Source organism: Mycobacterium sp. NGS26 (assembly GCF_059813025.1).
Window position 1 is genome coordinate 969,188 of sequence record NZ_JCALDU010000001.1, and the last position, 12,966, is coordinate 982,153.

The 12,966-nt window shown below is 70.2% G+C and carries 14 protein-coding genes; 4 read left to right on the forward strand and 10 right to left on the reverse strand.

Annotation, left to right across the window (positions count from 1 at the left end; translation table 11 throughout):
- Positions 1-28: 28 nt before the first annotated feature.
- The 3 genes from ispF to carD are packed head-to-tail and all read right to left on the reverse strand — an operon-like array spanning position 29 to position 1,693.
- The gene (ispF, locus tag AC5Y6X_RS04690; RefSeq protein WP_499984894.1) at positions 29-514 is read right to left on the reverse strand and encodes a 2-C-methyl-D-erythritol 2,4-cyclodiphosphate synthase; all 486 of its coding nucleotides are present in this window, start codon (positions 512-514) and stop codon (positions 29-31) included.
- Entirely contained in the window at positions 511-1,188 is a 678-nt protein-coding gene (gene ispD, locus AC5Y6X_RS04695; RefSeq protein WP_499984895.1) for a 2-C-methyl-D-erythritol 4-phosphate cytidylyltransferase, read from the reverse strand. Before ispD ends, ispF begins: the two co-directional genes overlap by 4 nt.
- 16 nt (positions 1,189-1,204) lie before the next feature.
- On the reverse strand, positions 1,205-1,693 hold the full coding sequence (gene carD, locus AC5Y6X_RS04700; RefSeq protein WP_003419482.1) for an RNA polymerase-binding transcription factor CarD: 489 nt from the start codon (positions 1,691-1,693) through the stop codon (positions 1,205-1,207).
- Between the two features lie 291 nt (positions 1,694-1,984).
- Here carD and AC5Y6X_RS04705 point away from each other — a divergent pair, with 291 nt between their 5' ends.
- The 3 genes from AC5Y6X_RS04705 to disA are packed head-to-tail and all read left to right on the forward strand — an operon-like array spanning position 1,985 to position 5,093.
- Positions 1,985-2,515, forward strand: a complete 531-nt coding sequence (locus tag AC5Y6X_RS04705; RefSeq protein ID WP_499984896.1) for a copper chaperone PCu(A)C domain-containing protein — start codon at positions 1,985-1,987, stop codon at positions 2,513-2,515.
- A 49-nt stretch (positions 2,516-2,564) separates the two neighbouring features.
- On the forward strand, positions 2,565-3,956 hold the full coding sequence (radA, locus tag AC5Y6X_RS04710; protein ID WP_499984898.1) for a DNA repair protein RadA: 1,392 nt from the start codon (positions 2,565-2,567) through the stop codon (positions 3,954-3,956).
- 54 nt (positions 3,957-4,010) lie between these two features.
- A complete protein-coding gene (disA, locus tag AC5Y6X_RS04715) occupies positions 4,011-5,093 on the forward strand; it encodes a DNA integrity scanning diadenylate cyclase DisA (protein ID WP_499984899.1) in 1,083 nt (360 codons plus the stop codon).
- A 7-nt stretch (positions 5,094-5,100) separates the two neighbouring features.
- On the opposite strand, the gene AC5Y6X_RS04720 is transcribed toward disA, so the two are convergent.
- The 3 genes from AC5Y6X_RS04720 to AC5Y6X_RS04730 form a co-directional block, all read right to left on the reverse strand.
- Positions 5,101-5,898 (reverse strand): hypothetical protein, encoded by a 798-nt coding sequence (locus AC5Y6X_RS04720; protein WP_499984901.1) that lies wholly within the window; start codon positions 5,896-5,898, stop codon positions 5,101-5,103.
- A 107-nt stretch (positions 5,899-6,005) separates the two neighbouring features.
- A complete protein-coding gene (locus tag AC5Y6X_RS04725; RefSeq protein WP_499984902.1) occupies positions 6,006-6,803 on the reverse strand; it encodes a hypothetical protein in 798 nt (265 codons plus the stop codon).
- Between the two features lie 68 nt (positions 6,804-6,871).
- Positions 6,872-7,489 (reverse strand): carbonic anhydrase, encoded by a 618-nt coding sequence (locus tag AC5Y6X_RS04730; RefSeq protein WP_499984903.1) that lies wholly within the window; start codon positions 7,487-7,489, stop codon positions 6,872-6,874.
- Between AC5Y6X_RS04730 and AC5Y6X_RS04735 the strand changes: the two genes are divergently transcribed.
- Positions 7,488-8,399 (forward strand): iron-sulfur binding domain-containing protein, encoded by a 912-nt coding sequence (locus tag AC5Y6X_RS04735; protein WP_499984905.1) that lies wholly within the window; start codon positions 7,488-7,490, stop codon positions 8,397-8,399. The genes AC5Y6X_RS04730 and AC5Y6X_RS04735 overlap by 2 nt on opposite strands.
- A gap of 9 nt (positions 8,400-8,408) precedes the next feature.
- On the opposite strand, the gene AC5Y6X_RS04740 is transcribed toward AC5Y6X_RS04735, so the two are convergent.
- The 4 genes from AC5Y6X_RS04740 to AC5Y6X_RS04755 are packed head-to-tail and all read right to left on the reverse strand — an operon-like array spanning position 8,409 to position 12,962.
- Positions 8,409-9,836: a hydrogenase large subunit gene (locus tag AC5Y6X_RS04740; RefSeq protein ID WP_499985247.1), complete on the reverse strand. Its 1,428-nt coding sequence runs from the start codon at positions 9,834-9,836 to the stop codon at positions 8,409-8,411.
- A gap of 47 nt (positions 9,837-9,883) precedes the next feature.
- Complete coding sequence (locus AC5Y6X_RS04745) at positions 9,884-11,353, reverse strand: proton-conducting transporter transmembrane domain-containing protein (protein WP_499984906.1); 1,470 nt, start codon at positions 11,351-11,353, stop codon at positions 9,884-9,886.
- The gene (locus tag AC5Y6X_RS04750; protein ID WP_324679368.1) at positions 11,353-12,015 is read right to left on the reverse strand and encodes a hypothetical protein; all 663 of its coding nucleotides are present in this window, start codon (positions 12,013-12,015) and stop codon (positions 11,353-11,355) included. The genes AC5Y6X_RS04745 and AC5Y6X_RS04750 overlap by 1 nt, the downstream gene beginning before the upstream one ends.
- Entirely contained in the window at positions 12,012-12,962 is a 951-nt protein-coding gene (locus AC5Y6X_RS04755; RefSeq protein ID WP_324679752.1) for a respiratory chain complex I subunit 1 family protein, read from the reverse strand. The genes AC5Y6X_RS04750 and AC5Y6X_RS04755 overlap by 4 nt, the downstream gene beginning before the upstream one ends.
- Between the last annotated feature and the right edge of the window lie 4 nt (positions 12,963-12,966).

The window sequence follows — 12,966 nt, forward strand, 5'->3', positions numbered from 1 at the left end:
TACCTGCTGGTTCCGATTTCCCCGGCCGTCAGGGCGCGTGCCCGGCGGGCACCAACAGCGCCGTGGCGATCGCGGCCAGACCCTCGCCGCGCCCGGTCAGGCCCAGCCCGTCGGTGGTCGTCCCCGACACCGACACCGGGGCCCGCAGCAGACCCGACAGCACCTCCTGCGCCTCGGCGCGGCGCGGCCCGATTTTCGGCCGGTTGCCGATCACCTGCACCGCGGCGTTGCCGACCCGGTAGCCCTCGCTGGCGAGCAGATCGACGACGTGGCGCAGCATGTCGGCGCCGCTGACGCCTTGCCAGCGCGGATCGTCGACGCCGAACACCGCGCCGATATCGCCCAGCCCCGCGGCCGACAGCACGGCGTCGCACAGCGCGTGGACCCCGACGTCGCCGTCGGAATGCCCCGCGCAGCCGTCGGCGCCGTCGAACAGCAGCCCGACGAGCCAGCACGGCCGGCCGGGTTCGATCGGGTGCACGTCGGCGCCCACACCGACCCGCGGCTCGCTCACCGGCGCACAATCGCTTGGGCCAGCACCAGATCCAGCTGGGTGGTGATCTTGAACGCCAGCGGGTCGCCGTCGACCACCTGGACCTGGCCGCCGACGTGCTCGACGAGCGACGCGTCGTCGGTGAAATCGGCGGCGCCGGCCCGCTCGTAGGCCCGCAGCAGCAGTTCGGTGGCAAATCCCTGCGGCGTCTGCACCGCCCGCAGGCCGGCGCGCTCCGGCGTGCCCAGCACCACCCCGTTGGCATCCACGGCCTTGATGGTGTCAGACAGCGGCAGCGCGGGCACGACGGCGCGGTGCCCGGCCCGCAGCGCGTCGACCACCCGCACGATCAGCCCCGGCGGCGTCAGCGCCCGGGCGGCGTCGTGCACCAGCACGAACTCCGCGGTCGCGGGCAGCGCCGACAGGGCCAGGCGCACGGATTCGGTGCGGTCGGCTCCCCCGGCGACGACGGTGGCCCGCCCGCCCAGCGCCCGCTCGGCCTGGTCGATGCGGTCGGTGGGGACGGCGACCACCACGCCGCCGACGACGCCGGACTCCAGCAGGCCGCCGACGGCGCGTTCCAGCAGGGTGCGCCCGTCGAGCTCACAGAATGCTTTCGGGATCCCCGCAGCCAGTCGCTCGCCCGACCCCGCCGCCGGGACTACCGCTACTACGCCGCCCGCCGCCCCGACCACCAGAGCCTCTGGGGTTTCAGGAAGCGGCGGCCAGAACCTCGTCGAGGATGGTCTCCGCCTTGGCGTCGTCGGTGCTTTCGGCCAGCGCCAACTCACCGACCAGAATCTGCCGCGCCTTGGCCAGCATGCGCTTCTCCCCGGCGGACAGTCCGCGCTCCTGGTCGCGACGCCATAGGTCGCGCACGACCTCGGCCACCTTGTTGACGTCGCCGGAGGCGAGCTTTTCCAGGTTGGCCTTGTAGCGGCGCGACCAGTTGGTGGGCTCTTCGGTGTGCGGAGCGCGCAGTACCTGGAAAACCTTGTCGAGGCCTTCCTGGCCGACGACGTCACGGACACCGACGTATTCAGCGTTTTCGGCGGGTACTCGAACGGTCAGGTCGCCCTGCGCCACTTTCAAGACGAGATACTCTTTTTGTTCCCCTTTGATGGTGCGGGTTTCGATCGCCTCGACTAACGCAGCACCGTGGTGTGGATAGACAACGGTGTCGCCGACCTTGAAGATCATCTGATTCGAGCCCCTTTCGTTACTTCAGTCTAACACGGCGGCCCGACGCGTGCGGAACAACGTTGCAGGTCAGGGGCACAACACGTGCACATTAGGGGTTGACAGGCGGAGCGGAACATGCAAGGCAACAGAGTACCAATGCCCTCATCCGACCTGTACGGCGGCCCCATCCGGACCCTGCCGCGCAGGTCTGGTGCCCTGCGCTACCGTCGCGAGGGCCTTCCTACTACTGTGCATAGTTGCACGATCGGACGGCCGTCAGACGGCGCGAGGCCCAGCAGGAGGCAATGAGTGAACCGCTTGAAGACCAGCCTCCCGATCCTGCCCGTGCTCGCCCTGATCGCCGCCGTGCTCACCGGTTGCGGCGCCGGCCAGATCTCGCAGATGGCCACCCAGGAGCCCGCCGTCAACGGCAACAAGGTCACGATCAACAACGTGGCGCTGCGCGATGTCCGCATGCAGGCCGTGCAGACCGGCGACTACCTTCAGCCGGGCCGAACGGTGGACCTGGTGCTGGTCGCCGTCAACCAGTCGCCGGACGTTCCCGACAGGCTGGTGAGCGTCACCAGTGACATCGGGACGGTGACGATCAACGGGGACGCGCGCCTGCCCGCCGGCGGGATGCTGTTCATCGGCACGCCCGAAGGCGCGAAGGTGGCGCCGGGGCCCATCGGCTCCAACACCGCGGCCAAGGCGACCGTCAACCTGGCCAAGCCGATCACCAACGGCCTCACCTACAACTTCACCTTCGACTTCGAGAAGGCCGGGAAGGCCAGCGTGATGGTGCCGATCTCGGCCGGGCTGGGGCCACAGGCCGGCTGAGCTGTCCGCGGCACCGGGACTTGTCGGACCGGCCCGATACCGTCACGGAGTGGCACACGCACGCTCGCAATACCGCTGCTCGGAATGCCGTCATGTCACCCCCAAGTGGGTGGGCCGCTGCCTGGAGTGCGGCACCTGGGGCACCGTCGACGAGGTGGCCGTGCTGAGCTCGGTCGGCGGCAACGCCCGCCGGCGGGCCCCGGCTTCGCGGGCCGTTCCCATCTCTTCCATCGCGCCCAACGTCAGCGAGCACCGGTCGACGGGCGTGGACGAACTCGACCGGGTGCTCGGCGGCGGTGTGGTGCCCGGCTCGGTGACGCTGCTGGCGGGCGACCCGGGCGTGGGCAAGTCGACGCTGCTGCTCAAGGTCGCCCACCGCTGGGCGCAGTCGGGCAGGCGCGCGCTGTACATCTCCGGTGAGGAGTCCGCCGGTCAGATCCGGCTGCGCGCCGACCGGACCGGCTGCGGCGGCGACGAGCTCTACCTGGCCGCCGAATCCGACCTGCACGCCGTGCTCGACCACATCGCGACGGTCGGGCCCGCGCTGGTCATCGTCGACTCGGTGCAGACCATGTCCACCACCGAGGCCGACGGCGTCGCCGGCGGGGTCACGCAGGTGCGGGCGGTCACCGCCCGGCTGACCGCCGCCGCGAAGGCCAGCGACGTCGCGCTGATCCTCGTCGGCCACGTCACCAAGGACGGGGCCATCGCCGGACCGCGCTCGCTGGAACATCTCGTCGACGTGGTGCTGCATTTCGAGGGCGACCGCAACGGCGCGCTGCGAATGGTCCGCGGCATCAAGAACCGGTTCGGCGCGGCCGACGAGGTCGGGTGTTTCCTGTTGCACGACAACGGCATTGAAGGCGTGGCCGATCCGTCGAACCTCTTTCTGGATCAACGGCACACGCCGGTGCCCGGCACCGCGATCACGGTCACCCTGGACGGCAAGCGACCGCTCATCGGCGAGGTTCAGGCGCTGCTGGCGACACCGTCGAGCGGCTCGCCGCGCCGCGCCGTCAGCGGCATCGACCACGCCAGGTCCGCGATGATCGGCGCGGTGCTGGAAAAGCACGGCAGGCTCTCCATCGCCGTCAACGACGTCTACCTGTCCACCGTGGGCGGCATGCGGCTGACCGACCCGTCGTCCGACCTGGCCGTCGCGATGGCGCTGGCCTCGGCGTACGCGAACCTGCCGCTGCCCACGACGGCGGTGATGATCGGCGAGGTGGGCCTGGCGGGCGACCTGCGCCGCGTCAGCGGCATGGAACGACGGCTGAGCGAAGCCGTGCGCCAGGGGTTCAACATCGCGCTGATCCCGGACGGCGACGACCCGCGGCGAGAGATCGTGCCGAGCGGGATGCGCGCGCTGCGCGCGCCGACCATCGTCGCGGCGCTGGAGCACATGATCGACATCGCCGATCACCACGCCAGCACCCCCTGAGGGCGGCGGCGGCCGGGCGCTTCCCTTTTGCGCGCCAACGGCGCGTGGCAGAGAATGCACGCTGTGACCCGTCCCACGCTGCGCGAGACCATCGCCCGCCTGGCGCCCGGCACCGGGCTGCGCGACGGCCTGGAGCGCATCCTGCGCGGGCGCACCGGCGCGCTGATCGTGCTGGGCAACGACGAGAACGTCGAGGCCATCTGCGACGGCGGATTCGCGCTCGACGTGCGGTACGCCCCGACCCGGTTGCGCGAGCTGGCCAAGATGGACGGCGCCGTCGTGCTGTCCACCGACGGCAGCCGCATCGTGCGGGCCAACGTGCAGTTGGTCCCCGACCCGTCCATTCCCACCGACGAATCGGGAACCCGCCACCGCTCCGCCGAGCGGGCCGCGATCCAGACCGGCCACCCGGTTATCTCGGTCAGCCACTCGATGAACATCGTCACCGTCTACGTCGGCGGGGAGCGGCACGTGGTGGCGGACTCGGCGACCATCCTGTCGCGGGCCAATCAGGCCATCGCGACCCTGGAGCGGTACAAGATGCGGCTCGACGAGGTCAGCCGGCAGCTCTCGCGAGCCGAGATCGAGGACTTCGTCACGCTGCGCGACGTGATGACGGTGGTGCAGCGGCTGGAGCTGGTCCGGCGCATCGGGCTGGCGATCGACTACGACTGCGTCGAACTCGGCACCGACGGGCGCCAGCTGCGGCTGCAGCTCGAGGAGTTGCTCGGCGGCAACGACATCGCGCGGGAGCTGATCGTGCGCGACTATCACGCCAGCCCCGAACCGCTGTCCGAATCGCAGATGACCGCCACCCTGGAAGAGCTGGACGCCCTGTCGGACACCGAGCTGCTCGACTTCACTTCGCTGGCAAAGGTTTTCGGCTACCCGACGACCGCGGAGGCGCAGGACTCGGCGTTGAGCCCGCGTGGCTACCGCGCGATGGCCGGCATCCCGCGGCTGCAGTTCGCCCACGTGGATCTGCTGGTCAGGTCGTTCGGGACGCTGCAGGGCCTGCTGGCGGCCAGCGCCAACGACCTGCAGTCGGTCGACGGCATCGGCGCCATGTGGGCCCGCCACGTGCGGGAAGGGCTCTCACAGCTGGCGGAGTCGACGATCGCCGACCCGCTGAGCTGACTGCGAGCTACCCCGTCGGGGCCGGCGGCGCCTCGGGCGGCGGGGCGAGCGCCGGCTGACCCGGCGCGGGCGCCGGACCGGGCGGCGGTGGCGGCTGATTCAGGATGAACGGAACCGGCTGCGAGCGCAGGTTGCCCAGCTGCACGACGAGGTTGTAGGTGCCCGGCCCGATCGCGGGCCGCGGCAGCGGGCAATGCGGCGCCGACCCCATCCCGGTCCAGGTGACCGCCGTCGTCACCTGTTCGCCCGGGGTGAAGGCCTTGACCAGGGTCTCGTTGGAGGGAGCGCAGTCCAGGTTGGACCACAGCCGCTTGTTGTCCAGCGAGTAGACGTAGGCGGCCAGCACCGCGGCGCCGACGTCACGCTTGCAGGTCACCAGCCCGATGTTGGTGACGACCATGGTGAATTTCGGCTGGTCGCCGATGAAGTACTGGGGCGCGTTGGTCAGGCCCTTGACGGCCAGGGTCGAGTCGGGGCAGTCGTCGCCCTCCTTGAGCACCGGCGGCGGCTGCACGGCCGCGGTGGGGGTGGCGGTCTCCGGGTTTTGTCCCTGCGCCGGCGGCACCGGGGCCGGCGCCTCCTGCCCGGCGGGCGGGGGCGCCTGGGGTGCGGGCGCCGCCGGCTTGGCCTGCGCGGAGTTGGCCTTGTCGGCGTTGGCGGGTTTGGCGCCCGCGTTGTTGCTCATGAAGGCGATGACCGTGGCGACCACGATCCCGACCACTACTACCGCGATACCGAGGGCCAGGCCCCGGCGCCGCCAGTAGATCTCGGTCGGTAGCGGGCCACGCGGTTCCAGATCCAGCACATTCACACCGTAGGGCCAGGTCACGTGGTTTTGCCCGACCCGGCCCGGCGTGTCGCGATGTTAGCTGGCCAACCGGCGTGTGAGAGACCGCCCGGGGCGACGGACAGCTACGGCACCGGAACACCGTGGCCAGGCGCGTCGTGATAGACCTCGACGATCCACTCGTCGGCGTGTTCCAGGGCGTCAATCCGGACGGACCGCCGTGCGGCGGCGTCGAGCAGTGCCCGCAGCCCGGGCTGCTCGGCGGCGAGCTCTGCGGCGGCGCGTTCGGACGGGACGCCTTCGTAGGCGGCCTGATCCAGCTTCGCCGTCAAAAACGTCACCCAACGCTGTTCCAGCGACAGCAGCAGGCCTTCCGCACCGCCGAACAGCCGTCCCACGTCGGGCAGGCTGCAGCCGTAATCCAGTGCCGCGTCGGGATCCTCGGAGGCCCGGTCGATCAACTCGGCGATGACGGCCATCCGCTGATGTTGCTGTGACCACGCCGGGTCGGCGACGGCAGCAGGCTTGCGCGGTCGCGGCGGCGCTACCGTGGCCGTACCTGTTCCGGTCGCGCTGCCGTAGACCTTGATGATCCACTCGTCGTCTCGCTCCTGAGACCGGACGCGATCCGACCGCCGTGCGGCGGCGTCGAGCAGTGCCCGCAGCCCGGGCTGCTCGGCGGCGAGCTCAGCGGCGGCGCGTTCGGACGGGACGCCTTCGTAGGCGGCCTGATCCAGCTTCGCCGTCAAAAACGTCACCCAACGCTGCTCCAGCGACAGCAGCAGGCCTTCCGCACCGCCGAACAGCCGTCCCACGTCGGGCAGGCTGCAGCCGTAATCCAGTGCCGCGTCGGGATCCTCGGAGGCCCGGTCGATCAACTCGGCCATCAGGACCATCCGCTCGTGCAATTGTATCCATGTCATATAAACCACGATACGAGCCTCTGGCAGGTTCGTCATCGCAGCTTGGGCACCAGAATCAGCTCTGCGGCTCACTCCCCGATGTCGCCCACGTGGTCGACCAAAGCGGCCTTCCCGTCGGCGAGGTGATAGGTGACGCCCGCGATGGCCAGCGTGCCGGCGGCCACCCGCTCCGCGATCGCCGAGGAACGCGCCATGAGCTGCGCCAGCGTCTCGCTGACGTGCCGCTCCTCGAACTCGTCGACGCGGGTCAGGCCGTCGCGGCGGCCCATCAGGATCGACGGCGCGACCCGCTCCACCAGGTCGCGCACCCAACCCGCCGGTATCGCGCCGTCCTCGATCGCCGCCAACGCCGCCTTGACGGCGCCGCAGCTGTCGTGGCCGAGGATGACGATGAGCGGCACGTCGAGCACCGTCACCGCGAACTCGATGGAGCCCAGCACCGCCGAGTCGATGACCTGCCCGGCGGTGCGAACCACGAACATGTCGCCCAGACCCTGGTCGAAGATCAGCTCGGCGGCGACCCGGCTGTCCGCGCAGCCGAACACAACCGCGGTGGGCTTCTGGCCCGCGGCCAGGTTGGCCCGATGCTCGACGCTCTGGCTGGGATGCTGCGGCTTACCGGCGACGAACCGCTCGTTACCCTCTTTGAGTGCTTTCCACGCGGTTACCGGGCTGGTGTTGGGCATGCCACACATCATGCCGCAGCCGCGCATGAACGGCAGGCCACTCATATCGGTTACCGATCTTCTCGATTGGTACGACCGGTCGCGCCGCGACCTGCCGTGGCGGGAGCCGGATGTGAGCGCGTGGCAGATCCTGGTCAGCGAGTTCATGCTGCAGCAGACGCCGGTGGCGCGGGTGCTGCCCGTCTGGCAGGACTGGGTGCGGCGCTGGCCCACCCCGTCGGCCACCGCGGCGACCAGCGCCGCCGACGTGCTGCGCGCCTGGGGCAAGCTGGGCTATCCGCGGCGGGCCAAGCGCCTGCACGAGTGCGCCACCGTCATCGCCCGTGAGCACGGCGACGTGGTGCCCGACGACGTCGAGACGCTGCTGGGGTTACCGGGAGTGGGCGGCTACACCGCGCGGGCCGTGGCCTGCTTCGCCTACCGCAAGCCGGTGCCGGTGGTCGACACCAACGTGCGACGGGTGGTGGCGCGGGCCGTGCACGGCCTGGCCGACGCCGGTGCGCCGTCCGCGGCGCGCGACCACGCCGACGTCGCCGCGTTGTTGCCGGACGACGAACGGGCGCCGCGGTTTTCGGTGGCCCTGATGGAACTGGGCGCGATCGTGTGCACCGCGCGGGCTCCGCGATGCGGGCTGTGCCCGGTCAGCGAGTGCGCCTGGCGGCGCGCCGGCTTTCCGCCGGCGCACGGGCCGGCCCGGCGCGCGCAGACCTACGCCGGGACCGACCGGCAGGTCCGCGGGAGGCTGCTGGATGTGTTGCGCGACAACACATCCCCGGTCACCCGCGCCGACCTGGACGTGGCGTGGCTGACCGATACCGCGCAGCGAGACCGCGCCCTGTATTCGTTGCTCGCCGACGGCCTGGTCACCCAGACCGCCGACGGCAGGTTCGCCCTGGCCGGCGAAGGGTAGCCGCGCCGATTAAAGATCGTTGCCGGCGTACGACTGGTTGAAGCTCTTGTTGACCAATGGGAAGTCGGGGACGATGGTGTCGGCCATCGCGACGGGCAGCGCAGGCCAGTTGAACCAGGATGGGTCGACGATCTTCGCGCGCGTGATCCGGTTGGCGGCGTCGATCTCGACGCGATGGACGACGGTGCCGCGCCATCCCTCGACGATGCCGACACCACTGCACGACGCATGCAGTGCGGGTATGTCTTCAGCGTATTCGATTGGGCCGGTGTGTGATTCGATCAGGTGGCATGCCAACGCGGTGGACGCGGCGAACTCGTCGCGCCGCACGGTGTAGCGGGCCAGCACGTCCCCCTCGACTGCGCCGACCTCGGTTACGGGAAGCGCGGTGGTGGGGTGCTGCAGCCGGGCGTCGGTGCGCAGGCCGCTCGCCCGCGCCACATAGCCCAGGCAGCCGAGGGCGTGGGCATCTTCCTTGTCCAGCACCGCCGTGCCGGCGAACCTGTCGTACACCAGGGAGTTGCGAAGGGTCAGTTCGGCGATCTCGGCGACGTCGTCCGCAATGGACCGCAGCTCGGTGGCCTCGGGCAGCGCCCGCAGCGCGACCGAGCCGGGCCGGATGGCGCCACGCAGCAGCCGGTGTCCGGTGACATTCGCGTTGAGTCGCAGCAGTTGTTCGCGGACCCGTTGGGCGTGCGCATTGGCGAGGGCGAACCCGGCATCGTTGGCCAGCGCGCCCAGGTCCGCGACGTGGTTGTAAAGGCGTTCGAGTTCGACGAGCAGTGCGCGCAGCCGGTGTGCCTCGTCGGGAAGTCGAATCCCGAGCGCGTCTTCTATTGCGAGGCTGTGGGCGAGCGCGTGCGCAGCGGAGGTGTCGCCGCTGACGCGTTCGGCCAGGTCGACCGCGCCTCCTGCCGGCCGGCCCTCGAAGAGCTTTTCCACGCCGCGGTGGACGAACCACAGCCGGGCCTTGAGGCGCAGCACGGTTTCGCCGGCGACCGAGAAGCGGAAATGGCCGGGCTCGATCAACCCCGCGTGGACCGGACCTACCGGGATCTCGTACACCCCGGGCCCCTCGACGGTGAGGAACGGGAAGTGGCCGCTGCCATCAAGTTTGGGCGCAGGTGGGGCTGTGCGCCGCATGGGATACCATTCCTCGGGCCAATGGGCATGCCGCACCAGCCGGCGCGCCTTGGGATGCCCGACGGGTCGGATCCCGTACAGGTCCGCCATCTCGCGCTCGAAGCGACTGGCCGGGAACGAAAGATATGCCAGTGAACGCACGGCTGGATCAGCCGCGGGCACAACGCATTCGAGTTCGACGCGGCGATCGGGGTCGCCCGCGAGGAACAGGTAGATCACGCGGTATGCATCGTCGTCGTCGTGAGCGGCCACCAGTCCCAGGTGAAAGCCATTGCCCAGCAGGTCTTCCGCCATCTCGGCCAGCGAATCCTGAGACAGCCTGTGCCGCAACCGGTCACGGTTCACGGCGATGCACCGACGCTACTGGCCGCGGCGGTGAACAGGCCGGTGAGCGGACCCGCCGTCACGCCGAGGGCGATCGACACGGCAACACCGGCGACCAAGGCCGCCGCCACCGTCAGCGGCACCGTGATCTCTGGTGTGTCAACGGGGCTGGCGCCCAACAGGATGCGGCCCCAGTTGCGCGCCAGCGCGGCGAAGGCGATCGCGACCAACAGAAGGCCAACCCCGATGGCCCAGGTGAGCCGGGCGTCGACCAGCGAGCGGACGATGGCCAACTCGCTGGCGAACATCGCGAACGGTGGCAGCCCGAGTAGCACTATCACACCGACGGCCAGCGACACACCGATAACGCGGGAGCGCCGCAGCACGGCGCTGATGTCGGCGATCGCGGTGGAGCGGTGCGCCGCCTGCAACTGACCACTCGCCAGGAACAAGACCGTCTTGCCGATCCCGTGGGCCAGGACGTGGAGCAGTAGCGCGGCGACGGCCAGCGTGGTTCCGGCGGCCGCGGCGATCGCGATCAGGCCCATGTTCTCCATGGAGGAGTACGCGAGCATGCGTTTGATGTCGGGTGTCACCGCCAGCATCAGCGCCGCGACCACCAGCGTCGCCAACCCGATGACCAGCAGCCAAGACCGCATGAAGGTGGGCCCGGCGGCCGCGTCGATGATCGGCTTGATGCGCACCAGGACCGAGAATGCCACCGCCAGGAGCACCCCGCTCATCAGCGCCGAAACCGGTGCCGGGGCCTGGCTGTGGGCGTCGGCCAACCACGTGTGGAACGGAAACAGCCCGACCTTCGCGCCGTAGCCGATCAGCAGCAATCCGCCTGCCAGCCGGGCGATGTCGGGTTGCAGCCCTCCTGCGTGCGCCGCCAGCACGTCGAGGTTCAGCGCGGCAGCGGCCGGCGCGCCGGCGTGCTCGGCGGCGTAGTAGAGCAGCACCGTGCCAAGGAAGGCGATCGCGATGCCGACGGAGCAGATCACGACGTATTTCCAGGTCGCTTCGAGCGCGCCACGGGTGCGGCGGTGTCCGACCAGGAAGGCGGTGATCACCGTGGTGGCTTCGACGGCGATCCAGATGACGCCGATGTTGTTGGCGCACACCGCGACAACCATCGCGGCCAGGAATGCCGCGGTCAGCGCACCGTAGACCCGGGCGCCGCGCATGTCGGTTTCGCCGTGCACAAGTTCGGCGTCGATGTAGCCGATGCTGGCCCAGGTGGCCAGTGCGGCAACGATTCCGATGACGATGAGCATCGTGACGGTGAGCGCGTCGACCCGCAGCAGCCCGCCCAACGCGAACCTCGTCCCCGATCCGACGCGGAAGCGGAGCACCACGCCGCACCCGAGCACCGCCACCGCCGACAAGACCACCAGGGTCGCCGTCGCCCTGCGCCATCCGGCGACCAGTATGGCGATCGACGCGCCGACGGGCGCGAGGATCGCGGTGAGCAGCAGGCCGGTCATCAGTCGTGCAGCTCCCGTAACGCGTCCAGGTCGGCGCCCCCGAAGGTGCGCGACAGCCGGCCGGTCAGGACGCCGATCACGATGACGGCGAACAGCACGTCCAGCGAGGCGCCGAGTTCGACGATCAGCGGCACCCCGGCGGTGAGCAAGAATGCGGTGGCGGCGATTCCGTTGTCCAGCATGAGAAATCCCGCGGCCTGCGACACCGCGTGACGCCGCGTGACCATGACGAGCAACGCGATGAGCACCGCGGCGGTGGCCGCCGGGACGGCGGTGGTCGTCGCCCCGGGCTGCAGATTCACCAGGGGCCGGGTTGCCGCGAAGGCCGCCAGGGTCAGGGCGGCGGTGATGAGCAGCGAAGTGGCGGTGTTGACCAGGGGAGTGGCTTCGCGGTGCGATTGCGGCCCGGACCCGACCGCGCGGGCGAGCAGCCGCGGCAGCACCGCCGCGCGCAACACCAGCACGGCGACGCCGACACCGATGAGCGCGGCGTCGCCGTCGTACACACCGCGCAGCACGGGGATGGCCGTCAGGGCGACGCCCTGCCATGCCAGCAGCCGGACGATGGCAGCCAGGTTCCGGCGCCACACGATCAGCACCGCGGCCAGGAGCAGCCCGCCGGCGGCGAGGTCGACCAGTACCGAAAAGGCGTTGTACGTCATGCCGGCACCGCGAAGAAGTTGGCCGCGACGACCGCGAGCAGCGCCAGCAGAAACGATCCGGCCAGCAGTTCGGGAACCCGGAACAGCCGCAGCTTGGCGACGAACACCTCGACGGTCGCCAGCAGTCCGGCCAGCATGGCGACCTTCGCCGCCACCGCCGCCACGCCGACGACGAGGTCCAGCGCGCTGGGCCGCCCGCCGGCGATCCCCCACGGCGCGAACAGGTTTGCCAACAGCGCCAGTAGCACCGTCAGCCTCATCCCGGCCGCCCATTCGACCAATGCCAGCCGCGGACCGGCGTATTCGAGAACCATCGCCTCGTGGACCATCGTCAGCTCGAGATGGGTGGAAGGGTTGTCCACGGGTAGCCGCCCGGTTTCGGCGACGATCACGATCACCAGCGCGGCGCACGCCAGCACCGTCGCCAGCGACACCACCTGCCCGGGATGAGCGACGGTGTGCGCCACCAGGGCACCGAGGTTGGCCGACCCGGCCGGCATCGACACCGCGAACACCGCCAGCAAAATGGTGGGTTCGACCAGCGCGGCGATGGTGATCTCGCGGCTGGCGCCCATGCCGCCGAACGAGGTGCCCGTGTCGATGCCGGCCAGGGTCAGAGCGACGGTGCCCAGGAACAGCAGGCCGACGACGGCGAACAAGTCGGCGCTGTCATCTAGCGGCGATCCGGTCGCGACCAGCGGTGCGATCGCGGCGATCAGCAACGTCGAACCGGCGACGACGGTGGGTGCGGCCGTGAACACCACCGTCGTGCCACGCGGCGTGATCTTTTGTTTGCCAAGCTGTTTGACGAGGTCGCGCCACGGCTGCAGGACTCCACCACCCACCCGGCCCTCCCAGCGTGCGCGCACCTGGCGGGTAAGGCCCACCACCAACGGCGCCCCGGCCATCACGCCGGCGATTTGCGCCGCGCCCGCGACGTAGGACAGGAAG